Genomic DNA, 23,085 nt, shown 5'->3' with positions numbered 1-23,085 from the left:
CACAGAGTGCGACGGCAGGCGTCAGCCCGCAGTCACCTCACGAGTCCGAAAAGAAACCATGTTTCCGGATCACCTCCTTTCGCGTGTGCCCACACACTAAGAAGCGTCGGCGGCAGGATCAACCTGTTTTTTCTGTGCGTTTTTCCCGACCCTCCGCGACCCGCCCGTTCCCCCGGAATTCCGGCCGGGCGGCGATCACAGGGCAACCCGGCGGAGGCAGTTCCTCCATGAGCTCGCCGACGGCGCCGTCAGGCGCCGCCGGACCCGGGTGATTTCCGGGAACCGTATGTGTTGTGCGTCACGTTGAAGTTGAATGGTTCGTGACGGGCATCAGCACACGTGGACACGTCCTGCAGGGGGTCCCGGGATGAGTGCTTCCAGGAGTGAGATCACCGACGCGCCCGGTGCCGGCGGGCGGGAGTCGGGGCCGCCGGGGGCGGATCTGCTCGCGGCGCTGCTCGACGGCATGGACGCCGCGCTGTGCGCCTTCGACGCCGCGGGGGTCGTGACGCACTGGAACCGCGAGGCGGAGCGGATACTCGGCTGGTCGGCGCGGGAGGCCGTCGGGCGGCGGGGCTTCGCCGGGTGGGCCGTGCGCAGCGCGGACGCGGCCGAGGTGCAGGGCCGGCTGATGGCCGCGATGGAGGCGCCGGGCCGGCAGGTGCACGAGTTCGCGCTGCTGCGGAAGGACGGCGGGCGGGTGCTCGTACGGACCCAGTCCGCGCGGGTGCTGGGCGGGGACGGCAAGCCGGCCGGGGTCTACTGTGCCTTCAGCGAGGTGCACACCCAGATCGACCTCGAGCGGTCCATCGCGCTGAGCGAGGCGCTCTTCGAGGAGGCGTCGTGGGGCGTCGTGCTGGTCGACGTGGATCTGCGGCCGGCCGTCGTCAACGGCGAGGCGGCCCGTGCGCTCGCGGCGGGCCGTACGTCCGCGCTCGGGCGGCCGCTCGGCGAGCTGCTGGAGCAGGGCGTGGAGGAGCTCGAGGGCGCGCTGCACCATGTGCTGGCGGAGGGCGCGCCGCGGGGTCTGGTGGACCTGTGGGTGGCCGTCGCGTCGACGGGCGGGCGGGAGCAACGGCGCTGCTGGCGCAGCGGGTTCGTGCGGCTCGCCTCCCCGCTGGCGGAGGAGCCGGTTCCGCTCGGGGTGGGGTGGCTGTTCCACGACGTGACCGACGCCAAGCTGGCAGAGCAGGAGGCGAACCGGCTGCGGTTCAGGTCGAGTCAGCTGCACCGGGCGGGGCGTGCGGCCTCCGAGTGCGAGGACCCGCTGGAGGCGGCGACCGCGTATCTCGACTTCGCGCTGGCGGGTTTCGCCGACCACGCCCTGCTCGACGTGGCCGAGGGCGGCGGCGCGGACGGCGACGGTACTGAGGGCGGCGGGGAACGTCTGGTGCGGGCCGTCGCGTCACCGGCCGGCGCGCCCGGCCCCGCCGCGGGAGTGTCGGGCGGCGGGCTTCCGGTGCGGTACGCGCCCGGGCACCCGGCGCTCCAAGCCGTGGAGCGGCTCGGCTCGGTGCGGGCGAGCGCGGGCGCGGAGGGCACGCCCGGGGAGTGGGCGGAGCGCCGGCAGTGGCCCGAGGACGCGGCGCACGCCCTGTGCACGGTGCTGCGCAGCCGCGGGCGGACGGTCGGCGTGCTGACCTTCCTGCGCGGCGCGGCCCGTCCTGCGTTCGAGCGCCCGGACGCCGTGTACGCGGAGAGCGTCGCGGTGCTCACGGCCTCGGCACTCGACCTGGCGCAGTCGACGGGCGACTGAGGGCGCCGGCACGGCGGCCGGCTGCCCGGGCCGTTCGCCTCAGTGCCGGAAGAAGATGCGGTCCCGGTACTCGGCCATCACGCGGCCGTTCCACTCGTGCCCGCCGTCGACGTTGCCCGAGCGCAGCAGCGGCGGCTCGATGCCCCGATCGGCGAGCTGCTCCGCTGCGGCGGCCATCGTCGCCTGCATGAGCGCGCTGGTCACGACGGTAGATGCGGGGGCGAATGGCGCCTCGATGCCCGGGTGGGTCAGCTCCGCGTCGCCGACGGCGATGTGGGAGTCGAGCACGATGTCGCAGTGGTCCTTGAGGAACGTGCCGGACGCGTGGCGGGACTTCGTCTCCGTGGCGTAGGAGACGGAGGTCACACCGATGACCGTGAGGCCGAGGGCGCGGGCGTTCATGGCCATCTCGACGGGCAGCGCGTTGCGGCCCGAGAGGGAGATGATCACGAGCAGATCGCCGGCCCGCGCGGGGCTGGAGTCGAGCACCGCGCCCGCGAGCCCGTCGACGCGCTCGAGGGCTGAGCCGAGCGTGGCGGGCATGACGTCGACGCCGACGACGCCGGGGACGGCGAGCAGGTTCATCACGGCGAGACCGCCGGCCCGGTAGACGACGTCCTGTGCGGCGAGCGAGGAGTGCCCGGCACCGAACGCGAAGAGCCGTCCGCCCGCTTCCACGGTGTCTGCGACGGCCGCGCCGGCGGCCGCGATGTTCCGGGACTCCTCGTCCCGCACGTGCTGCAGCAGACCGATCGCGGCGTCGAAGAACTGACCGGCCAGCTTGCTCTCGCTCATCGCCGAGCCCTTTCCGCAGGGTGGGGGGAATACCGGTGGTACCCGTGTCGCGGATCACGTTGCGGTCTGGACCATTGCCCTGTCAATACGGCCCTGGCGGAGCCGGGCACGGTTGTCGGCGCGATGCGCAAGAATTGACCTGGGGCCAGCGAACGACTGATTTCAAGTCACAGCATCGAGGGGCACGTATGTCCGGACTGATCGACACGACGGAGATGTATCTCCGCACCATCCTCGAGCTCGAGGAGGAAGGTGTGGTGCCCATGCGGGCCCGGATCGCGGAGCGGCTCGACCAGAGCGGTCCGACGGTCAGCCAGACCGTGGCGCGCATGGAGCGCGACGGACTGGTGACGGTGGCCGGCGACCGGCATCTGGAACTGACCGGCGAGGGCCGGCAGCTGGCCACACGCGTGATGCGCAAGCACCGGCTCGCCGAGTGTCTGCTCGTCGACGTGATCGGGCTGGAGTGGGAGCAGGTCCACGCGGAGGCCTGCCGCTGGGAGCACGTGATGAGCGAGGCGGTGGAGCGGCGGGTGCTGGAGCTGCTGCGTCACCCGACGGAGTCTCCGTACGGGAACCCGATCCCGGGCCTGGAGGAGCTGGGGGAGAAGGCCGAGGCCGACCCGTTCCTGGACGACAGCATGGTCTCTCTGGCCGAGCTGGACCCGGGTCCGGACGGCAAGACGGTCGTCGTGCGGCGGATCGGCGAGCCGATCCAGACCGACGCCCAGCTGATGTACACGCTGCGGCGCGCGGGCGTGCAGCCCGGTTCCGTGGTGAGCGTGACGGAGTCGGCGGGCGGTGTGCTCGTCGGCAGCAGCGGTGAGGCGGCGGAGCTGGACGCGGAGGTGGCTTCCCACGTGTTCGTCGCGAAGCGCTGAGCCGCCGACGTCTTGCGGCGCCGACGTCTTGAGACCCTGACGTTTTTGAGGCGCCGACGCCGTGAGATGCCGACGCCGTGAGACCGAAGCGTCTCGGGGCGCTGACGTCATGAGACGCCGACGCCCTGGAGGTGGGAGCGGCTCTTGAGCATCGACGCCTGCGCTGTCGTGCTGATGCGCTGCTTGTCCGCGCTGCTTTGCGTCCGGGCCGGTCTCGTCCCCCTCACCGGAGGGAGCGGGGCCGGTCCGTTTTTTCACATGGATGAAACCGTTTTCCGTCCGGAATGGCAGCGGCCGGGGCAATCGCGTGCCACCCTGAGGCTGAGGCATATGACCACGGCCGGGGGGTGGGGACCCCCACCGAGGGCAGGGGAGGGAACCGGAAATGCGCCCGTCGTACGCCCCGCGCGGGAACCGGCGCGGATGCCCGCGCGAACTTGCGGGTGCCTCCTTGTGCTGCCGCTTCTGCGGGGACCCGCTGACAGGAAGGGGTCCCGGCGCCCGAGGGCGCCGGGACCTGTCCTCCCCTGTGCTGACCCGGAGCCCCGAGCTCCCAGGGTCAGTCCCCACGGACCGTTTTTCCCCGAGCGGTCCGCCTCCCGCAGAAGATCTCCCCTCGGCAGCGCGAGTCAATCCCGGCATGTGGTCACTCGAACGAGCGGTGTTGCGTGGCAGAACCGCGTTTTCGAATACAGGTTCGATAGTCTGACGGAGTTCGACACGGGGCTCACACGAGCCAGTCCTACTCGGGGGAGAGAAGGGGGTGCCAGGGCCGATGGTGCGGCGCATCGACGTGACCGGAGCAGGTGGCGTACGCCTGGCTGCCTGGGAGTTCGCGGACCCGCCGAAGGGCCGCGCGGAAGGGGACCCCGCCCCGGGGGTCTTATTGCTCCACGGCCTGATGGGCCGGGCATCGCACTGGGCCTCGACGGCCCGGTGGCTCACCGAGCGGCACCGCGCGGTGGCGCTCGACCAGCGGGGGCACGGCCGCAGCGACAAACCCGCGGAAGGGCCGTTCACCCGCGAAGCGTATGTGGCGGACGCCGAGGCCGCGATCGAACAACTCGGCCTCGCGCCCGTGACCCTGATCGGTCACGCGATGGGCGCCCTCACCGCCTGGCAGCTCGCGGCCAAGCGGCCCGACCTGGTCCAGGCCCTGATCATCTGCGACATGCGGGCCTCCGCGCTCGGCGCCGCGTCCCAGCGGGAGTGGGAGGTGTGGTTCCGCTCCTGGCCCGTCCCGTTCGCGACCCTGGCCGACGTCCGCAAGTGGTTCGGCGAGGACGATCCACGCGTCGAGCGGCCGAACCCGGCCCGCGGCGAGTTCTTCGCCGAGGTCATGGCGGAGCGGGCCGACGGCTGGCGCCCGGTGTTCTCCCGCCGGCAGATGCTCACGTCACGGGAGACGTGGGTCCACGACGCCCACTGGGAGGAGCTGGCCCAGGTCCGCTGCCCCACCCTGGTGGTCCGCGGCCTCGACGGCGAACTGGGCCGCGCGGAGGCCCAGGAGATGGTCCGCGTACTGCCCCGCGGCCAGTACGGCGAGGTGTCCGACGCGGGCCACCTGGTCCACTACGACTGCCCGTCCGGCTGGCGGACCGCGATCGAGCCGTTCCTGGACGGGGTCCTGACACAGTGACAGCCCTCGGCCCGCCCGCCGCGTCGCCCCTCCCTCCCGGTCCGGCGGAGCTCCAGATCGCCGACATCCTGTCCGTGGACGCACGGGGCGCGGTGTGCGTCGTGCGCTGTGTGGCCGGCGTCGCCCGGGCCGGGCAGGCGTACGAGGGCGGGCGCCTGGTCCTCGAGTCGATGGACCAGTACGGCCGGCCGGTGGACCGGGTGGATCCGCCGCACAGCGCGAAGGTGCGCCTCAACGGCGCGGGCGCGGACCGGATCCGCGAACGCACGATCCTCTCCACGGACGGCCCGCGCCGCTTCGGGTACGTGGGCCCGCGCGCGATCTGGCATGCCGCCGGGGACGCCCCGGAGGGGCGGGTCATCCGCAGCAGCGACGACTTCCGGGAGTGGGCGGGGGCCCGGGAGCCGGCGGAGTGGGCGGAACCGTTCACGTACGTCGTCGACGATGAGGGTTTCCTTCGGCCGGCCGCCCGGCGCGGTGAGCATGTCGCCTGTGCCGGGCGGGCCGCTGTCCGTGCGGCCGGGGAGGTCGCCTTCGGGCGGGACGGCGACGGCTGGGAGGTGGTCGAGGTCAGCAACCAGTCCACCGGCTACTGCCCCGACCCCGACTGCTGGCCGTCCGTCGCCGCCGCCCTCGACCGGGCCGGGATCCCGCGGCCCGCGCGGTTCACGCAGGAGATCGTCTTCCGCCGCTGCGCGGGCTGCGCGGAGTTCAACATCGTGCGGGAGGACCACTTCGTGTGCGTCTTCTGCGGGGAGGACCTGCCGGTGCGGCGCGCCCCGGCGTGACGTCAGCTGAGCGGCTTGCGGGTCTGCTCGCGGACCTGAGCCGTCGTCTCGGCCGCCGCGTCGAGGTCGATGTCCTGCGGGGACTTCGCCGCCGTGGCGCCCGTGACCACCGTCACCGACGCGCTGGTGTTGTCGTCGGCCCAGGCGCAGATGGGCAACGAGCTGGTGCCGCCGCCGTCCTGTGCCATCGTCACGACCTGGCAGGTGATGGTGACGTGGGAGCCGGCCGGGGTGACGTCCGTCGCCGGCACGGCGAGCGTGGCGCCGTCCGCGGTGGCCGCGCCGTCGAGCATCTTCTCCCGGGCCGTGTCGGGGTTCTTGATGCGGCCGTGCATACCGGACAGCACCAGGACCCCGCCCTCCGACGCGGACGTGTACTGGGCCACCGTGGCCTGGGGGTCGCGGATGTCGGTCTCGTCGACCGGTGACGACTCGAGCTCCTTCTGCCGCTGGGCGGACTGGTCGTCGGCGAGCTCGTACTTCCCGTCGAGCAGGGTCTGCGGTGCGGTCAGCCCGTACTCGGCAGCCGGGTACGCGGTGCCGCCGCCCCCGCCGCCTCCGCCGCCCCCTCCGGCCGGCCGGAGGACATTGGACGCGAACCAGCCGAAGGCGAGGAGCCCGATGACCGACGCCATCACGATGACCACGTTCCTGGCGGTGTGGTCCTTCTTCGGCGGCTGGACCGGCGGGGCGTACGGGTAGGGCGAGGGGGCGCCCCACCCGCCCGCGGGCGGGTACGGCTGCCCGCCGTACCCGGCCTGCGGGGGCACGGGCGGTGCCGCGTGTCCCGGGTACGGCGGCTGCGGCTGCGGCGGCCCGCCGTATGGATTCGGCTGCTGCCCGTACGGATTCTGCGGCGTCGACATGACCATGACGCTACGTCATGGCCACCCGACCGGGTTCCCGGCACCGGCCCGGCTCATGTCTTGCTCAAGGTCCTGGTCAGCGAACCTGAGCAGCGCGGCTCCCCGTACAGCCCGACGGCCGCCGTCCCGCCCCTGCCAGGGGGCGGACGGCGGCCGTTCAGTGTTGCGGCGGCAGGCGGCGTGAGCCGGCCGGGGTCGGGGGTGTCAGCCCTTGCTGACCGCCGTGAGGATCTCCGGCAGGCGCCTCGCCGTCTGCGGTGCCGCGAGCCGCACGCCCGCCCAGGTGAGCAACGCCCCGTACACGGCGCCGACCGGCAGCACCGTCCACTGGGTCTCGCTGCCGGAGCCGGCGGAGGCGTTCAGCATGATCGTGAGGACGATCACCGGTGCGCAGAGCAGCGCCGCCATGACCACGCCGCCGAAGATGGAGAGCCACGCCAGCCCGCCCTGCCCCGGGGCCACGTTCTTGTAGGCGCTGTCCTGCGGGATCGAGTAAGGGAAACGGGCCGAGGCCACCGCGCCCGTCGCCAGCATCGCGCCGAGCAGGGCGAAGGACAGGCCGAGCGCCTCCGGCAGGTCGTGCCACTGACCGAGCGCCGCCGCCGTGAGTACCACGACGAGAACGGTGTACGGGAGGGTGATGACGAGCAGCGCCAGGGTCCGGGCGCGCAGTTCCTCGTACGCGTCACGCGTGGAGGAGATCGTCAGCGCCACCATCCAGAAGGCCGAGGTGTCCTGGCCGAACTGGTTGTACATCATCATGCCGAGCATCCAGGCGGCGAAGCACGCGAAGTAGATCGAGCCGGTGCCCTGGAGGGCGTTGAATATGGGCACGATCAGCCCGATGGCCAGCGATGACACCCAGGCGCCCTTGGTCTTCGGGTCGCGCCAGATGTACTTGAGGCTGCGCTGCATCACCGTGCCCGTGCGGCCCTCCGGCAGCAGCCGGTGCTGACCCGACGCGGTGCCCTTGCGGGTCGGCTCGGACGCCGCGGCCAGCGTGGACCCGTCCGGGGCGGTCATCAGCTTCGTCAGGCTGTGCCGCCAGGCGCGCAGCAGCAGGACGAGCGCCACCGCGGAGAGGGCGAGCTGGGCCAGGGCCCGGCCGTACGCGCCGTCGCTCGCCGAGTCCACCGCGCCGATCGCGGACGCCGGCGGCACCCACCGTACGATCGCCGCCGCCGGGTCCAGTGCCGCAAGGCCGCCCGCGTCGCCGAGGCGCTGGGCGCCGAAGTTCACGAACTGGATGCCCACGGCGATCAAGAGTCCGCTGAGCACCGCCAGGTCGCGGCCCTTGCGGGAGGTGAGCAGCCGGATGTTCGCCGCCGCGACCGTGCGGGCGAGGGCCAGGCACACCAGCAGGGCGAGCGGGACGGCGACGAGGGACACCAGCGCCGCGACGACGCCGTGGGACAGCGCGAACGCCGAACCCACGACCATGCAGAGCGTGAACAGCGGGCCGATGCCCATCAGGGACGCGACGAGCAGCGCGGTCACCAGCGGCCCCGGCCGGAGCGGCAGCATCACCAGGCGCGTCGGGTCCAGGGTCTCGTCGCCGCTCGGGAAGAACAGCGGCAGCACCGCCCAGCCGAGCGCCAGCAGCCCGGTCAGGAGGACGACGAGCGACATGGCGTGCTCGTTGCCGCGCAGCATGATCAGGCCCAGCAGCTGGACGGCGGCGAGCAGCAGTACGAACACCATCGAGATGACGAACGCGGTCCTGCGGCCCGACGACTGGCGCAGCCCGTTGCGCAGCAGCGACAGCTTCAGACGTACGAAGACGGAGGTCAGGGACGCCGTACTCAACGCGCACCGCCGCCGAGCCAGTCCAGCGACTCCCCGTTGTCCCTGCCCTGCGCGCCGACCAGTTCGAGGAACGCGGCCTGGAGCGACTGGGCGTCGCCGCGGACCTCGGCCAGCGGGCCCTGTGCGCGGATCGTGCCGGCCGCCATGACCGCCACCCAGTCGCACAGCGACTCGACCAGCTCCATCACATGGCTGGAGAAGACGACGGTCGCGCCGGAGGCGGTGTACCGCTCGAGGACCCCGCGGATCGTCTGCGCGGACACCGGGTCGACGCCCTCGAACGGCTCGTCGAGGAACAGGACTTCCGGGTTGTGCAGCAGTGCCGCCGCCAGGCCGATCTTCTTGCGCATGCCGGTCGAGTAGTCGACGACCAGTTTGTGCTGCGCGCCCGCAAGGTCCAGCACGTCCAGCAGCTGACCGGCGCGCTTGTCGACCTCGTCGCCGGGCAGGCCGCGCAACCGGCCGTTGTAGGCGAGCAGTTCGCGGCCGGACAGCCGCTCGAACAGCCGCAGGCCCTCCGGCAGGACGCCGATGCGCGACTTGACCTCGACCGGGTCGCGCCATACGTCGTGTCCCGCGACCTGGACCCGGCCCTGGTCCGGGCGGAGCAGGCCGGTGACCATCGACAGGGTCGTGGTCTTGCCCGCGCCGTTCGGTCCGACCAGGCCGATGAAGCTGCCGGCCGGCAGGGTCAGATCGATCCCCGCGACGGCGATCTGCTCGCCGAACCGCTTCCACAGACCTTCGACTTGCACTGCGGGCGGTGCCGTCCGCACCCCGCCCGCCTCCTCAACTGCCTGGTCCGGCATGTGTTCCGCGCCTTTCGGAGTCCCCGTACGTGCCTTGCGGCACAGGTGTACGGGTCCACCCTACGGACGCCCGGGTGCGGGGCGGCCGACCTGTCCCCGTCCCACCCGCCTCCTCCCGGGCATCCGCTCGGCGCTGCCGCTATCCCTGGCGCACCCGCCCCGACGCCGCTTCCCTGCCGCACGCGTAAGCGAGCGGGCTGATGAGCTCCTCGGCGTCCGGGAGCCAGCGGTTGGCCGGGGTGGGGCGGCGCGCCCACTGCACGGCGCCGTGCCCGCCGATCCGGGTGGGCGGGGCGGCGACGTAGTGGCCCTCGCCACGGGTGACCAGGTCGAGGGAGCTCGGGAGCCAGCCCAGGTTCCTGATCAGCTCGGGGGCCTTGAGCGCCGCGCCGGGCAGGACGAAGAACATCATCCGGCGGTCGGGAGTGCACGTCACGGGGCCGAGGGGCAGATCCATCCGCTCCATGCGCGCGAGCGCCAGGAAGCCGGCCGAATCGGAGACCTCGATGGCGTCGAAGGTGCGGCCGGTGGGCAGCAGGATCGAGGCCGTCGGTTGCTTGGTCCACATCCGGCGCGCGGCGGTGGCGCTGCCCGTCGCCTGGTTCGCCCAGTCCGGGCGGCCGGCGTGCGCGCCGGGGAGGGGGCAGCGCAGGTCGCCGCACGAGCAGCGCTGCCCCCCTTCGACGGCCTCCAGCCAGGTGCCGGGGAACACGTCCCAGTGCCTCTCTTCCGCGTACCGCACAGCGCTGTCCAGCAGTTGCTCGCCTCGCTGCTGGGGGATCCGGGCGGCTTCCGTGACTGCCATGGTCTCTTCCACGACACACTCAACTACCGCCGCAACGACGGGTTACGGGGCGTGATGCGGTGGGCGATGGAGCATCGATCCTGCACGTGGGGCGCACGGGTGCACGACCGGGGGCGCGCACGGGCCGGGGGCCGTACGGGCGGGTAGGAGTGCGGGGCGCGCACGTCAGCGGCCGTGACCGGGCCGCGCCACGGCAAAAGCGAACCAACCCGACCAACCCTGCATTCTCCGTATATCAGCCGGGCATTGATCAACTCATTGATCAACATCAGGGGGTAGTTCATGGCAGCCAGGCCTCTCGTCGTCCGCCAGCCGAACGAACGGCTTCAGGCGCTCATCCAGGAAGCCGGATGCTCGAACGCCGGGCTGGCCCGGCGCGTCAACATGGTCGGCGCCGAGCGCGGCCTCGACCTGCGCTACGACAAGACGTCCGTCGCCCGATGGCTGCGCGGCCAGCAGCCGCGCGGCCGGGCGCCGGGCATCATCGCGGAGGCGATCGGCCGCAAGCTCGGGCGCACGGTCACGATCGACGAGATCGGCATGGCGAACGGCAAGAACCTCGCCACCGGTGTCGGCCTCCAGTTCGCGCCGACGGTCGTCGGGGCGATCGAGCAGGTCTGCGAGCTGTGGCGGAGCGACGTGGGCCGCCGGGACTTCCTGTCGGGCTCCGCGGTCGCCGCGTCCGCTCTCGTGGAGCCGAGCCGCGACTGGCTGATCACGGGAGCGGACACCCAGGTGGCCCGCACCGCCGGGGCGCGGGTCGGCCCGCCCGACGTCGACGCGGTCCGGGCGATGACCGCCGCGCTGACGGAGATGGACCACCGCTTCGGCAGCGGCCATGTGCGGCCGGTCGTCGTGCACTACCTGAACAGCGTGGTCTCCGGGATGCTGTCCGGTTCGTACCGGGAGGCGGTCGGCCGGGAGCTGTTCGCCGCCGCGGCGCGGCTGACGGAGCTCGCCGGCTACATGGCCGTGGACACCGGTCAGCCGGGGCTCGCCCAGCGGTACTACATCCAGGCGCTGCGCCTGGCGCAGGCCGCCGGTGACCGGGCGTACGGCGGCTATGTGCTGGCCGCCTCGATGAGCCACCTGGCGGCTGAGCTCGGCAACCCGCGCGAGATCGCCCAGCTCGCCCGCGCGGCGCAGGAAGGGGCGCGGGGGCGGGTCACCCCGCGGGTGCAGGCCATGTTCCACGCGGCGGAGGCGCGCGGGCACGCCCTCCTCGGCGACGCCCGCACCTGCCACGAGGCGGCCGGCCGGGCGCTCGCCGCGCTGGAGCGGGCCGAGCCGGAGAGCGGCGACGACCCGGACTGGATCACCCACTTCGACGGCGCGTATCTGGCGGACGAACTGGCGCACTGCCACCGCGACCTCGGTGAGGCGCAGAGCGCGGCGCGCTACGCGTCGCAGGCGCTGGCGGGCCACCCGGAGTCGCGGGCCCGCCGACGGGCGATCGGCCTGGTCCTGCTGGCCTCCGCGCAGGTGCAGCAGCGCGAGGTGGAACAGGCCTGCTATACGGGCACGCGGGCGGTGGAGCTGCTGGACACGCTGCGCTCGAGCAGGGGCGCGGAGTATCTCGACGACCTTCAGTTGCGGCTGGAGCCGTACGCGGAGGAGCCGTCGGTACGGGAGTTCGCCACCCGGCTGGAACTGCGCGCCGCGGCCTGACGTCGAGCGGGGCGCGAGAGGCGCAAGTGGCGGGTGGTGCACAAGGGCTTTCTCCCAGGAACGGAAGGCGAGTTGTGTCCGCATCTTGTTACCGCTCCGGCACGTGTGTGCGGACCACTCCGGGCACCCGGTAGCGTGAGCCGACGATCGCAGTAGGTCCACACGTAGGAGTCCCGGTGACGCACAGCGGACAGGGTGACGAGCAGCGGCTACCCGCCGCGCGGCCCGCGCACGAAGGCGTCGTGCTGCCCGCCGACGGCAGTGAGCCCCTCATACCGGGCGCGGCAGGCGCACAGACGGCTCCGGCGGGTGGGCAGCCGTGGGGGGAGCCGTGGGGCCCGCAGCAGTCGGCTCCCGCGCCCGGCGCCGCGTACGGATACCCGGGCCCGCCGCCCCCCGGCGGCGGCGCGCCTCAGGGGTACGGCTACCCGGCCCCCGCGCAGCCCGGCGGCTACGGCTACCCGGCCGCCCCGCCGCAGCCGGGCGGTTACGGCCACCCCGGCGGCCCGGCGCAGGCCGGCCCCCAGGGCTACCCGGCGGCCCCCGGGCAGGCCGGCCCCCAGGGCTACCCGGCTGCCCCCGCGCAGGCCGCTCCGCAGAACCACCCCGGCGGTCCCGCTCAGCAGGCCGGCTACGGGGCTCCCGGTACGCCGCCGCAGCAGGCGGACGCGCATCACGGGCAGGGCGCCCACGCCGCCCCGCCGGCGGGCCCCGCGCCCGCCGGGCAGGGCCACTACCCGGCGGGGGGCGGGCACCAGGGGCAGCCGTCGTACGGCGCGCAGGTGCCGGCGGTACCGCAGCCGGGTGTGCACCGGCAGCCGCTCCCGCCGCAGGACGCCCCGGCGGCGCAGTCCTCCGCCCCTCAGGGCCCGGACGCCTACGGGCGGTACCCGGAAGCCCCTCAGGACGCCGGCCGTGCCGGGTTCGGCGGGCCGGGCGCGGGGGCGCAGCCCTTCCAGCCCGCTCAGGGCCCGCAGGCCCCTGCACCGCACGACCCGTACTCGCAGAGCGGCTCCCCGCAGGCCGCCGGCCCGAACGCGCCGAGCGGCTTCCCTCAGGCCGCGCCGCACACCGCCGGGGGCGACGCCGACGCCACGCAGTACATCGCGCCCGTCGCGCCCGGTGCGCTGCCGCCGGAGATGCCCGCGGAGTCGACCACGTTCCTCGGCACGGGCCCCCTGGCGTCCGGCGCCGCGCAGGGCGGTGCGCCGGAGGGGGCCGGCCAGGTCTCCGACTCCGACGCCACCCAGTACATCGCTCCGGTGCCCGGCGGGGCCGTGCCGCCCGCTCCCCCCGGGCAGCCGTTCGGCATCCGCCCCGGCGCCCCCGGGGACCGGCAGCCGCCCGCCGAGTTCGACAGCCTGTTCCGCTCCGAGGGACAGGGTGCGCAGACGGCGGACGCCACCCAGCAGATGCCCCGCTTCGAGGAACCGCCCGGTCACGGTCATCCGCAGGACCGCCGGCCGGCGGCCCGGTACGAGCCGCACTACGACCCGGAGCCGGAGCCGCGCCGCCGGTCCCTGGCGCCGGTGGTCGCCGCGCTCGTCGTCGGGTGCGCCGTCCTCGGACTCGGCGTCGGTGCCGTGATGTTCAGCGACGGGGACGAGCCGAAGGACCCGGGCCCGGACAAGAACGTCGCGGCCGACGTGCCGGCGCCCAGCGAGGCGAGCCCCACCACGCAGGCCGCCGACCCCGCGGAGCCGCAGGCGAAGGAGCTCGACAAGCTCCTCGCGGACAGCAACAACAGTCGTGACGCGGTCATCCGTTCCGTGGAGAACATCAAGGTCTGCAAGAACCTGGACCAGGCCACCGCCGACCTGAAGGGCGCGGCGCAGCAGCGCCGTAGCCTGGTGACACGGCTGGGCACCCTGTCCGTCGACAAGCTGCCCCGCAACGCCGAGTTGACCGCCTCGCTGGTCAAGGCGTGGCAGGCGTCCGCCTCCGCCGACGACCACTACGCGGCCTGGGCGCAGCAGGTCAAGGGCAAGAAGGGCTGCAAGGACGGCAAGGCGCGGGTGACCAGCCGCACGGCCCAGGCCAACGCGGCGAGCGGAGAGGCCACGGCGGCGAAGAACGCGGCGTCGCCGCTGTGGAACTCCATCGCCCGCAAGTACGGCCTGACGGAGCGCCGCAGCAGCCAGCTCTGACGACGAGGCCCCGGCCTGCTTCCCCGTGGGGAGCGGGCCGGGGCGCCGGACGGCGGGTGCGGGGTCCTGGTCGCCCTACGAGGCGTCCATCAGGGTCCGGGCGACGTCCACGAAGTCCTTCCGCTGCGTCACCAGCCGTCCGTCGCGCACCACTTGGAACGTCACACTGCTGTTGACGATCCTCGGGTAGCGGGAAGCGCCGAGCATGTCCTCGTAGCTCCACCGCAGGGCCGGAGTCAGGCCGTCGGTCGACACCTCCACCCCCTGGTCGAGGGCGTGCGAGATCTTGCCGGGGGTGATCTGGTCGCTGTCGATCGAGCGGACGACCTTGTTGAGGACGTTGTACGCGATCCACGTGGTCTGCACGCCCGCGTCGGCCGGGTCGATCCTGTTGTCGCCGAACGCGTGGGTCCGGACCACGTCGCGCATCCGGTCCCAGCGGGCGTCGCTCGCGTCGGGGTACCAGCCGGTGATGTAGGCGCCCTCGTAAGGGCCGTTGCGTCCACCGGTGCGGTCGATGAGGGGCTGGCCGACGCTGCCCATCACGGACGAGATCCGGACCTGCCGTCCGTCCTCGGGCAGCCGCCGGTAGGAGTCGAAGAAGGTTTCCGTGCGTTCGCCGAGCGCGGCCGTGACACAGCCCGGCCTGTCGCCGTCGGACGCGGTCGTGGTCCAGTCCGGTTCCGCCGCCTGCCTGCGTGCCCGCCGTGCGTCGTCGGAGTAGTCGGTGGCGTCGTCGGCGGCGAGGATGTCCGCCGACTCCCGGGCCTTGCCGCGGGCCAGGCCCGCGTTGAGGAGGTCGGGCAGGTCGTCGCCGGCGAGGCTGTCCGGCCGTACGAGCGCGACCTTGTGGCAGACGTCAGCGAGCTGCTGGCCGTTCCCGGCGAGCAGGGCGGCCTGACCGCCGTTGACGGGGTAGGACAGATAGCTGGTGAACTCCTCGTCGGAGATGCCGAATCCGCCGATGAAGGGGATGCCCGCTGCCTCCAGGGGAGCCATGAAAGCGTCGCCGTACTGGCTGTAGGAGCCGACCACCGCGGCCGCGCCTTCCTTGACGGCGCGCCGGGCGCAGGTGGCCGCGCCCTGGGGGGTGTTCTGCTCGTTGCAGGTGATGACCCGCAGCTCGTGGCCGTCGATGCCGCCCTGCGCCTCTGCCCAGCGGGCGTAGGCCTTGGCCATGGCGGGCATGCCGGGCATATTGGTTGCTCTGGTGTCTTCCGGGGCGAAGGTCATGACGGTGACGGGCTCCCTGGAGCCCCCCGGATCTCCAGGGAGTACGCCACAGCCGGCGATGAGCGACGCCCCGGTCGCCACCACCGCCGTACACGCGGTACGGACTGAGAAGGTTTTGGACGGGCGAGGGGAGGAGGGACGACGCCTACCGGTCATGACTGTGCACGCTTCCGTTTCCAGGTAACGGCACAGTGAGCATGTTTCAACGGCGGGTGACGTCCAGGTGAATTGCAGGGGGGCGTTCGGGCGGACGGAAAGGGAACGTACGATCGAAGGCGTGCAGCAAGGTTCGGTCAACCCTTCCCGTCGCGGCCGTCGCTCCTCCACCATGGGCGGCATGCCGCTCAACGACATGCCCTGGTGGCGCTGGCGCAGCAACGTGCGCTCGGCGCTGCACATGCTTTCCGACCCCGTCTTCCATCAGGAGTGCTGGCTGGCGGGGCGCGAGGGATACGGCGACGTCACCGACGCCGTCTACCGTCTGGTCGAGGACACCTGGCTGGACAACTGGTCCGCGGAGAAGTACGTCGGGACGATCTTCCGCGACTCCGGCGAGGCCGCGCTCGTCGACGTCGCCGTGCTCCGTGTGCTGCGGATCATGCACCAGGTCGGCGCCGACGCCCCGGTCTCCGCGTACATGGAGCACCACGGCTGGCCGGAGGCCGTGCGAGCGGCGCGGGACGCGCACGTCCGGATGGCCACCAGCGACGGGGAGGACCCCGACACCCCGCCGCGTTCCCTCGAGGTGCTGCGGATCATGACGCGGTCCGCCTGACGGACGCGGTCCTGGCCGGACGGCCGGATGTGGCAGGCTACAAGGATGACCGACCAGTACGTCCTGACGCTCTCCTGTCCTGACAAACAGGGCATCGTGCACGCCGTCTCGAGCTACCTGTTCATCACCGGCTGCAACATCGAGGACAGCCAGCAGTTCGGTGACCGGGACACTGGTCTGTTCTTCATGCGGGTCCACTTCTCCGCCGAGGCCCCGGTGACGGTCGACAAACTGCGCGCCAGCTTCGCCGCCGTCGGCGACGCGTTCCAGATGGACTGGCAGATCCATCTCGCCGACGAGCGGATGCGGATCGTGCTGATGGTCAGCAAATTCGGGCACTGCCTGAACGACCTGCTGTTCCGTTCCCGTACCGGCGCCCTGCCCGTCGAGATCGCGGCCGTCGTCTCCAACCACACCGACTTCGCCGAGCTCGTCGCCTCCTACGACATCCCGTTCCACCACATTCCGGTCACCAAGGACAACAAGGCGGCCGCCGAGGCGCAGCTCCTGGACCTGGTGCACGCCGAGCAGGTGGAGCTGGTCGTCCTCGCCCGCTACATGCAGGTGCTCTCCGACGACCTCTGCAAGCAGCTCAGCGGCCGGATCATCAACATCCACCACTCCTTCCTGCCGAGCTTCAAGGGCGCCAAGCCCTACCACCAGGCGCACGCCCGTGGTGTGAAGCTCATCGGCGCGACCGCCCACTATGTGACGGCCGACCTCGACGAGGGCCCGATCATCGAGCAGGAAGTCGAACGCGTCGGCCACGAGGTCACCCCGGAACAGCTGGTCGCGGTCGGCCGCGACGTGGAGTGCCAGGCGCTGGCCCGCGCGGTGAAGTGGCACGCCGAGCACCGCATCCTGCTCAACGGCCGCAGGACCGTCGTCTTCGCCTGACGGGTGACCCTGACCGCGCCCTACCCGTGGACCGGGGTGCCGCACAGGTCGTCCAGGACGAACGCCTTCTCCTCGTTCTGGAGCTGACGTTCCGCCTCCAGCTGCATGAGCAGCCGGTCCAGCAGCGCCTTGTCCCGGGGGCGGACGACGAACTCCAGCACCGCCCGGTAGAACGCGTCGCGCAAGGTCGGCGGCATCGCGTCGGAGGCGTCGAAGCAGATCCGGCTCGCCGAGCGGAACAACCGCTGGACGTCCCTGGTGGCCGACGGCTCCGCGGCGAGTGCCGTGGCGCCCGGGAAGAACGGCCGCTCACCGGGCAGCGCCGCGGCCGCCCAGCTCTTACGGGCCTCCTCGGAGGTGAGCCGGTCGAGCAGGTCCCAGGCGGCCGCACTGCTCCTGAACACCGCGGCCATGTCGCCCGACACCTCGAAGGCGTTCTCGTCCTCCTCGTCCTCCTCCGCGGCCGTCAGCCTGTCCAGGTAGTCGGCGGTCGGCAGGGGCCGCACGTCGTCGCCGTAGTGCCTGCGGATGAAGGAGCCCTGGTGCTCATGGGTGCAGTCACCGCGGTTCAGGAGTCCGTGGCGGCGGTCGCCGATCACCGCGAAGTCGTGCAGCCACCGGGCGTCGGGGGTGCGCCCGTCCGCGGTGAGCATCCGTGCCCACTCCTCCCAGACCGCGCGGGTCTCCTCCCAGGGCATCCTGCCCGTGGCCCATTCCTCGTACTTCGCCGAGCCCCTGCGCTGAAGCATCAGGTCCTCGATCCAGTCGGTGCCCGGCCAGCCGGAGGTGGCGCCGGAGCCGAGTCCCACGCACCAAACGGGAGCGGAGTCCGCCACCTCCCTCCTGCTCCACACCAGCGACTTGAGGTCCACCCGGATGGGAGCCCAGTAGGCGCGGGTCCGCGCCTGGCCGCCCGCGTCCTGGACCGTGACGGTGGGCGCCCACGGGGTGACGGCGGCCCCCGCGACATGTTCCGGCAGCGGACGGAGATCGCCCGCCCTGGCGTACTCGGCCAGCTCACCGGGGCTGTTGAGGATCGCCACGTCCGGCGGCGCGCCGGCCTGGAGCTGGGCGACGAGGGTCTCGCGCAGCGAGCGGGTGCCCTTGTAGACGTAACGGTTCCCGGTCTGCTGCCCGATGCTGTTCAGCGCTTGTACGAAAGGCTTCTCCTCGCCGTCGGTCCACGGGCCGAGCACGACCAGGGTGCGTTCCTCCGGCGGGCCGCCGCCGCACCCGGCCGTGGCCACGGCGAGCAGAACTCCCGCGAGCAGCGTTCTCAGGCCCCTGCGTCTCCTCATGGGTTCCTCACGCGTCGGTGGACGTCCGTCGGGTGCGGGCCGCCGGGTACGGCCTGCCGTAGAGGTGGAGCGTGACGCCGCAGGCGATGGCCCCGAGTCCCGCGGCCGGCACGGTGATGCCCGCCGTGAGCGACCAGCCGTCCGGGTCCGCCACGCTCATCCGCGCGTACGCGGCGTCCGCCGCCCGCTCGATCGCCCGCGGGGCGGCCTCGTCCGCTTCCACCTCCGCCAGTTCGGCGACCTTCGCGTGCACATCGTGCTGGGCGTCGTGCTCCTGGGCGCCGCCGAACGCCAGCAGCAACGGCGTCACCAGCACCGGCAGCGCGCCCGCCGCCAGCTGGAGGCTGACGAGCCGCAGCCGGTCCCGCAGGAACACCGCCGTGCCGACCGTCATGAAGCCGAACAGCGCGGTCGTGACCACGGCCGCTCCGGCGGCTGTCAGCGTCAGGGGGCTCCAGGCGGCGAGGTCGCCGCTCTCCTGCCGCAGCAGGCTCTCCATCTTCTCGATCCGGTCCAGCACGGTGGTCGGTTCCTGCTGCTCCTCCGGACTCGTGCCCGAGCTGCCGAGCAGTCCCGCCGCGTAGTCGACACCGGCCGTGCGCAGCAGTTCGCTGGACCGGTTGCGGTCCGCCCAGGCGATCTTGTCCCCGTAGGCGACGACGAGCCCGGACACCACCCGCAACTCCTGTTCCTGTCCCCGGCCGAGGGCACCGGTCTGGGCGACCCGGTTCAGGCTCTGCGACGCCTCCGTCAGCCGGGAGCGGTACGTCTCGCCGAGCTCGACCCGGCCGGCATGCCCGGTCCTCAGCAACCGCAGCTCGGCCTGCTCCCGCGCCAGGACCAGCGACGTGCGGGCCTGCGCGAGTCCCTCCAGCGCCGGCACCGACCGGTGGCGCAGCCGGTCCGAGCGATCGTGCACGTCGCTGTACGCGGCGGCGCACAGCGCGAGCGCGACGAGCGCCAGGGCGGGCAGCACCAGCATCCGGCGCCGCAGGAACGCGGCCGTCGCCCGCCGCCCCCCGGGTCCTCGTCCGGTGGCCCGCGCCCACAGCCCGGGCCCGAGGATCCGCCAGGCCCTGATCCACGGGGCGGGCTTCGTCGCCGGCGGCCGGCGCACCGCCGTGACGGGGCGCCGCCACAGCGCGGCCACCCTTCGCCGCGCGGACGGCCGCACGTCACTCCCGCCGGCCGTCCCTCCGGCGGCGTCCGCCGGCGGGCCGGTGTACGGGCGCGTGGTCATGAACGGCCCCCGAGGGTCAGGCGGCGCAGCCAGGGGCCGCGGTCGTGGTGGCGGGCATGGCGCAGACCGAGCGGGCGGGTGCTGTACGCGTTGTCGAGGAGCGCCTCCGCCAGTGCGGCGCCCTCCGCGGTGTCCGTGTCCGGTACCTGTTTCGCCAGTTGGCGGTAGCTCGCGGACAACTGCTCGCGCAGTTCCCGTTCGGTCCGCGGGAGCGGGACGGCCGCCGGCAGCGCGGCGCGCACCTGCTCGAGCACGCCGCCGCCCTGCGACCGCACCAGCTCCAGCAGTTGTTCCAGCAGCTCCGCGGTGAGCCGTTCCTGCGCCTGCCGGTCGGTGAGCCCCTCGTGGCCCGCGAGCCGGTGCAGGGCGGCGTGGGCTCGTACCGCGGAGGCGACCGTGGGCGTGCCGGCGTGGATGCGCACCATCGCCGTCCGCGCGGCCGTGCGGTGCCGCGAGTCGGGCGGCACACCGTCGAGGGAGGCCAGCGCGCGGTCGGGGCTGTGCCGGGCGAGATGGATACGGGCCAGCCCGAACGCGGCGGCGCCGAGCGCGTGGTTGCGCCGCCACACCGCGTCGTAGAACAGCATGGCCTGCTGCTCGTGCGCCTCACGCGCCGCCGGTGCCTCGGGCGCGGAGGCCCGCTCGCCGGTCCGCCACTCGTCGGCGAGCTTCTCGTGGCAGTAGCCGAGGGCGAGCTTGGGCGCGTACTCGCCGGGGATCGCCGCGTACACGGTGTCGAAGCAGTTCAGCGCCCGGTGCAGGCGGCCGTGGGCCAGCTGCGCCAGACCCTGGTGCCAGTCCAGGCGCCAGTCGTAGCGGGCCCGGTCGCCGAGCAGCCGCCCGGCCCTCTCCAGCTCCACCGCGGCGGTCACCAGTTCCTTGTCACGGCCGTGCCGGCGGACACCGGCCAGCTCCAGATGGAGCCGGCAGCGCAGCAGATGCAGCTCCGGCGACGGCAGCCACTCGTCGCTGAGCTGGAGCAGACCGGCCGGGTCGTCGTAGGAGGTGCGCTGGAGTTCCTTCCAGTTGGGGTCCCGCACGTCGGCCTTCGGCACCGGCAGGGCCACCGCGGCCTCCGCAGGCTCCGGCACATGGGCGCCCAGCCGGTCGGCCGTGCCGTCGGCCCGCCAGCGCTCCAGCGGCGGCGGCTTGCCCAGCCGGCCGTCCAGCGCGATCGCGGCCGAGTGGAACAGCGGGGACGGCTCGAACGTCTCCTCGTCCAGTCGCAGCGACCGCAGTTCGCGCAGCACACCCCGCAGCTGGACGGCCATCTCCTGCGCGGAGGCGTAGCGCCGCCTCGGGTCGGTGGCCGTGGCACGCGCGAGGGCGCGCCGGAGCGATTCGGTGCCGAGGTCGGACGGCGGCGCCGGGTCCTTGGCGAGCAGCTCACCGAGGACGGCGCCGACGGTGTACAGGTCGCCCGCGGTGGTCATCCCGCCGCCGGGTCCGCTCTCCGGCGGCCGGTGGCTGACGGGTCCCGGTGCTCGAGGTTCGCGTACGCCCGCGACGTCGATGAGTTTGATGCCGGTGCCGCAGTGCAGGACGTTGGTGAGCGACAGGTCGCCGTAGACCAGTTTCTCCTCCTGGTGCAGGTGGTCGAAGGCCTCCAGCACGAGCAGCCCGTACACGACGATGAACTCGCGGACCCGTGGCCCGGCGAACGGCTCGACGCCGCGGGCGATGCGGGAGCCGACCCACGACAGGGACGCCCCGTCGGCGAACTCCATCACGATGAACTCGGCCGATGTCGGCTCGTGGCGCGCGTAGTTGACCACCCGGATGACCGAGGGATGGTTGAGGCTGACGAGCCGCAGCCGCTCCTGGTGGGCCTGGAGCACGGCCGCCGGATCACCGGGGTCGAGGATGCCCTTGAGCGCGACGGGACGGTTCTCCAGGAGCAGATCGCGGGCGAGATACACCTTGCCGTGGCTGCCCTGCCCGATCGGCCCCACCACCTCGTACTGCTGGTGCAGCCGCTCGCCGCCCGCGAGGCGGTCCCCGGCCTGCTCGGTGACGAGTGCGTCCGGGTCGCGCACGGCGACGGACGGCAGGTCGGTCAGTCCGTCACCGGGCGGCCCGACGACGAACTCCCGGGGCCCCGCCGGACCGGTGAGCTCCTGCTCGGCCGTCTCCGCGTCGAGCAGCGCCGACTCGATGTCGACGGCGCAGCGGAACAGGGCGTGCGGCTGTTCCGGGGAAGCGTTCAACGGGCCCGCCGGGCCGAGCTGTTCCAGCATCCGGCGCAGTCGCGGGGCCAGGGCGGCGGGCCGCCGGCCGGACAGCTGCCGCAGCCGCTGCTCCGTCTCCGCGAGCCGGCTCACCCGCGTGCCGAGCCGTTCGGTGCGGCGGGCGGCCCAGTCGGGGCCGAGGAGTTCGTCGCGCACCCGGGCGAGGAGGGGTGAGCGGGGGTCGCTGAAGACGAGCAGGAGCCGGCTCCGGCCGCGGGCGAGGAGCGCGGAGAGGAGCCGCAGCATCTCGTCGTCGGTGGAGGCCGACCGGTCGACGGACAGGAAGGCGGCGATCAGCGGCGGGCTCTCGGCCGCGATCCGTCCGACCAGGTCCCCGTCCGTGTCGCCGGCACCGGCCGGCGGGCCGTCCGGGAGGGGGTCGAGGCCGATACGGTCCGCCGCGTCCCTGGCCAGTTCCGCCACGGTGCGGTTCGTCGCGTCGACCGCGATGTCGATGCTGCCCGCCTGCGGCTCAGCCGCGACCTGCCCCGGGCCCGTCGCGCTGCCGTGGGCGGACGGCGCGTCCGGAGGGCTCTGCTCACGGTCGGCCAGGGTGAGCACCGATCTGACCGTGTGCAGCAGGTCGTGCTCCCCCTCGCCGGCGAACACGGGCTCCACCGGGTCGGTGTCCGGGGCGCCGTCGAGCCAGCGCGTCAGCCGGCGGTGCAGTCCCGGGACACGTCCGGAGGCGGTCCTGTCGTGGTCGACCGCGACGTCGTGCGACACGGCCGGCTTCCCCGTGACCGTCAGCCCCAGCCGTTCCAGCGGCAGGTGCTTCAGCACCGTCTCGGTCGGGATCATGTACGCGTGGTCCCGGCGCACCCGCGCCTGCGGCGTGCCGAACTGGTGCGCCACGATGCCGATGACCCGCCGCGAACGGCTGTGCACGACGGCGCATCCGCTGTAGCCGCGCCGCACCACGTACGGCGCGTTCAGCGCGTCGAGCTGCACCCACTCCGGCGTCGGCGCGGGACCGCCCCGCCCCATCAGCCGGGCGTCCAGGTGCTCCCCGCCGGGCAGGTCCTCCGGATATCCGGTGAAATGCACCATGTCGCCGCGTGCGGGGATCTGCCGGTGCAGGACGGCGTGCGGGACCGCCGGTTCCTGGTCCAGCTTGAGCAGCGCCAGGTCCCCGCCGAACTGGCCCGTCGGCATGACCAGGTACTCCCTGAGCAACCGGGCCCGCAGGGGCTCCGTGGTGTTTCCGGCCGGGGCGTGGGGTACGTCGACGTAGACCTCCTCCAGCGGGGTACGGATGCCGGAGGAGTCCGGGCGCATCAGGACGACATGGGCGCAGGTGAGCACCAGGCCGCCGGGGAGCAGCACCCCGGCGCCGAGCGGCCGGCCCGCCCGATCCGGTCCGCGGAGCAGACGTACCCGCCAACTCTCGTCATGTATCTGGGAGTTGGATGTGCGAATCGGCTCGCTCATACTGCTCACGATAACTACGGGAG

The 23,085-nt window shown here is 73.1% G+C and carries 17 protein-coding genes; 8 read left to right on the top strand and 9 right to left on the bottom strand.

Going from position 1 to position 23,085, the window contains the following annotated elements; genetic code table 11:
• Positions 1 to 367 precede the first annotated feature (367 nt).
• Entirely contained in the window at positions 368 to 1,756 is a 1,389-nt protein-coding gene (locus ACTMTU_RS21600) for a PAS domain-containing protein (RefSeq protein ID WP_441265140.1), read from the top strand.
• Between the two features lie 39 nt (positions 1,757 to 1,795).
• On the opposite strand, the gene ACTMTU_RS21595 is transcribed toward ACTMTU_RS21600, so the two are convergent.
• Positions 1,796 to 2,551, bottom strand: coding sequence for an SIS domain-containing protein (locus tag ACTMTU_RS21595; RefSeq protein ID WP_441265139.1), 756 nt, complete (start codon positions 2,549 to 2,551; stop codon positions 1,796 to 1,798).
• Positions 2,552 to 2,739: 188 nt separating this feature from the next.
• Here ACTMTU_RS21595 and ACTMTU_RS21590 point away from each other — a divergent pair, with 188 nt between their 5' ends.
• From ACTMTU_RS21590 to ACTMTU_RS21580, 3 genes are all read left to right on the top strand, one after another.
• On the top strand, positions 2,740 to 3,432 hold the full coding sequence (locus ACTMTU_RS21590) for a metal-dependent transcriptional regulator (RefSeq protein ID WP_441265138.1): 693 nt from the start codon (positions 2,740 to 2,742) through the stop codon (positions 3,430 to 3,432).
• Positions 3,433 to 4,207: 775 nt separating this feature from the next.
• Positions 4,208 to 5,071 carry an alpha/beta fold hydrolase gene (locus tag ACTMTU_RS21585; protein ID WP_441265212.1) on the top strand — a complete coding sequence of 288 codons (864 nt, stop codon included), beginning with the start codon at positions 4,208 to 4,210 and terminating at the stop codon, positions 5,069 to 5,071.
• Positions 5,068 to 5,859, top strand: a complete 792-nt coding sequence (locus tag ACTMTU_RS21580) for a hypothetical protein (protein ID WP_441265137.1) — start codon at positions 5,068 to 5,070, stop codon at positions 5,857 to 5,859. Before ACTMTU_RS21585 ends, ACTMTU_RS21580 begins: the two co-directional genes overlap by 4 nt.
• Before the next feature lie 2 nt (positions 5,860 to 5,861).
• On the opposite strand, the gene ACTMTU_RS21575 is transcribed toward ACTMTU_RS21580, so the two are convergent.
• The 4 genes from ACTMTU_RS21575 to ACTMTU_RS21560 form a co-directional block, all read right to left on the bottom strand.
• Positions 5,862 to 6,725, bottom strand: coding sequence for a hypothetical protein (locus tag ACTMTU_RS21575; protein WP_441265136.1), 864 nt, complete (start codon positions 6,723 to 6,725; stop codon positions 5,862 to 5,864).
• 204 nt (positions 6,726 to 6,929) lie between these two features.
• Positions 6,930 to 8,552 carry a transporter gene (locus ACTMTU_RS21570; RefSeq protein WP_441265211.1) on the bottom strand — a complete coding sequence of 541 codons (1,623 nt, stop codon included), beginning with the start codon at positions 8,550 to 8,552 and terminating at the stop codon, positions 6,930 to 6,932.
• Complete coding sequence (locus ACTMTU_RS21565; protein ID WP_441265135.1) at positions 8,528 to 9,340, bottom strand: ABC transporter ATP-binding protein; 813 nt, start codon at positions 9,338 to 9,340, stop codon at positions 8,528 to 8,530. Before ACTMTU_RS21565 ends, ACTMTU_RS21570 begins: the two co-directional genes overlap by 25 nt.
• 139 nt (positions 9,341 to 9,479) lie before the next feature.
• Complete coding sequence (locus tag ACTMTU_RS21560) at positions 9,480 to 10,145, bottom strand: bifunctional DNA primase/polymerase (protein ID WP_441265134.1); 666 nt, start codon at positions 10,143 to 10,145, stop codon at positions 9,480 to 9,482.
• Between the two features lie 282 nt (positions 10,146 to 10,427).
• On the opposite strand from ACTMTU_RS21560, the gene ACTMTU_RS21555 reads away from it, so the two are divergent.
• Both ACTMTU_RS21555 and ACTMTU_RS21550 read left to right on the top strand, forming a co-directional pair.
• Positions 10,428 to 11,813: a transcriptional regulator gene (locus ACTMTU_RS21555; protein ID WP_441265133.1), complete on the top strand. Its 1,386-nt coding sequence runs from the start codon at positions 10,428 to 10,430 to the stop codon at positions 11,811 to 11,813.
• A gap of 176 nt (positions 11,814 to 11,989) precedes the next feature.
• Positions 11,990 to 13,960 (top strand): hypothetical protein, encoded by a 1,971-nt coding sequence (locus ACTMTU_RS21550; protein ID WP_441265132.1) that lies wholly within the window; start codon positions 11,990 to 11,992, stop codon positions 13,958 to 13,960.
• A 75-nt stretch (positions 13,961 to 14,035) separates the two neighbouring features.
• Here ACTMTU_RS21550 and ACTMTU_RS21545 read toward each other — a convergent pair whose 3' ends face one another.
• Complete coding sequence (locus tag ACTMTU_RS21545; RefSeq protein ID WP_441265131.1) at positions 14,036 to 15,349, bottom strand: ABC transporter substrate-binding protein; 1,314 nt, start codon at positions 15,347 to 15,349, stop codon at positions 14,036 to 14,038.
• Between the two features lie 172 nt (positions 15,350 to 15,521).
• On the opposite strand from ACTMTU_RS21545, the gene ACTMTU_RS21540 reads away from it, so the two are divergent.
• Positions 15,522 to 15,968 (top strand): SCO4402 family protein, encoded by a 447-nt coding sequence (locus ACTMTU_RS21540; RefSeq protein WP_005316098.1) that lies wholly within the window; start codon positions 15,522 to 15,524, stop codon positions 15,966 to 15,968.
• Between the two features lie 45 nt (positions 15,969 to 16,013).
• A complete protein-coding gene (purU, locus tag ACTMTU_RS21535) occupies positions 16,014 to 16,865 on the top strand; it encodes a formyltetrahydrofolate deformylase (protein WP_441265130.1) in 852 nt (283 codons plus the stop codon).
• A 20-nt stretch (positions 16,866 to 16,885) separates the two neighbouring features.
• Here the strand turns inward: purU and ACTMTU_RS21530 are convergent, their stop codons facing one another.
• From ACTMTU_RS21530 to ACTMTU_RS21520, 3 genes are read right to left on the bottom strand one after another with little or no spacing between them, the layout of a single operon-like run.
• Positions 16,886 to 18,163 (bottom strand): extracellular solute-binding protein, encoded by a 1,278-nt coding sequence (locus tag ACTMTU_RS21530; protein ID WP_441265129.1) that lies wholly within the window; start codon positions 18,161 to 18,163, stop codon positions 16,886 to 16,888.
• A gap of 7 nt (positions 18,164 to 18,170) precedes the next feature.
• Positions 18,171 to 19,403: a hypothetical protein gene (locus ACTMTU_RS21525; protein WP_441265128.1), complete on the bottom strand. Its 1,233-nt coding sequence runs from the start codon at positions 19,401 to 19,403 to the stop codon at positions 18,171 to 18,173.
• Entirely contained in the window at positions 19,400 to 23,062 is a 3,663-nt protein-coding gene (locus ACTMTU_RS21520) for a tetratricopeptide repeat protein (protein ID WP_441265127.1), read from the bottom strand. Before ACTMTU_RS21520 ends, ACTMTU_RS21525 begins: the two co-directional genes overlap by 4 nt.
• Between the last annotated feature and the right edge of the window lie 23 nt (positions 23,063 to 23,085).

This window comes from Streptomyces sp. OZ13 (assembly GCF_052068155.1).
GTDB lineage: Bacteria > Actinomycetota > Actinomycetes > Streptomycetales > Streptomycetaceae > Streptomyces.
This window is presented reverse-complemented; position numbering and strand designations above follow the sequence as displayed.

Excerpts from the sequence above, each read along its gene's own strand:
- ACTMTU_RS21600 (WP_441265140.1), top strand. The coding sequence starts at position 368 with ATGAGTGCTTCCAGGAGTGAGATCACCGACGCGCCCGGTGCCGGCGGG.
- ACTMTU_RS21595 (WP_441265139.1), bottom strand. The coding sequence starts at position 2,551 with ATGAGCGAGAGCAAGCTGGCCGGTCAGTTCTTCGACGCCGCGATCGGT.
- ACTMTU_RS21590 (WP_441265138.1), top strand. The coding sequence starts at position 2,740 with ATGTCCGGACTGATCGACACGACGGAGATGTATCTCCGCACCATCCTC.
- ACTMTU_RS21585 (WP_441265212.1), top strand. The coding sequence starts at position 4,208 with ATGGTGCGGCGCATCGACGTGACCGGAGCAGGTGGCGTACGCCTGGCT.
- ACTMTU_RS21575 (WP_441265136.1), bottom strand. The coding sequence starts at position 6,725 with ATGTCGACGCCGCAGAATCCGTACGGGCAGCAGCCGAATCCATACGGC.
- ACTMTU_RS21565 (WP_441265135.1), bottom strand. The coding sequence starts at position 9,340 with ATGCCGGACCAGGCAGTTGAGGAGGCGGGCGGGGTGCGGACGGCACCG.
- ACTMTU_RS21560 (WP_441265134.1), bottom strand. The coding sequence starts at position 10,145 with ATGGCAGTCACGGAAGCCGCCCGGATCCCCCAGCAGCGAGGCGAGCAA.
- ACTMTU_RS21555 (WP_441265133.1), top strand. The coding sequence starts at position 10,428 with ATGGCAGCCAGGCCTCTCGTCGTCCGCCAGCCGAACGAACGGCTTCAG.
- ACTMTU_RS21545 (WP_441265131.1), bottom strand. The coding sequence starts at position 15,349 with ATGACCGGTAGGCGTCGTCCCTCCTCCCCTCGCCCGTCCAAAACCTTC.
- ACTMTU_RS21540 (WP_005316098.1), top strand. The coding sequence starts at position 15,522 with ATGGGCGGCATGCCGCTCAACGACATGCCCTGGTGGCGCTGGCGCAGC.
- purU (WP_441265130.1), top strand. The coding sequence starts at position 16,014 with ATGACCGACCAGTACGTCCTGACGCTCTCCTGTCCTGACAAACAGGGC.
- ACTMTU_RS21530 (WP_441265129.1), bottom strand. The coding sequence starts at position 18,163 with ATGAGGAGACGCAGGGGCCTGAGAACGCTGCTCGCGGGAGTTCTGCTC.
- ACTMTU_RS21525 (WP_441265128.1), bottom strand. The coding sequence starts at position 19,403 with ATGACCACGCGCCCGTACACCGGCCCGCCGGCGGACGCCGCCGGAGGG.
- ACTMTU_RS21520 (WP_441265127.1), bottom strand. The coding sequence starts at position 23,062 with ATGAGCGAGCCGATTCGCACATCCAACTCCCAGATACATGACGAGAGT.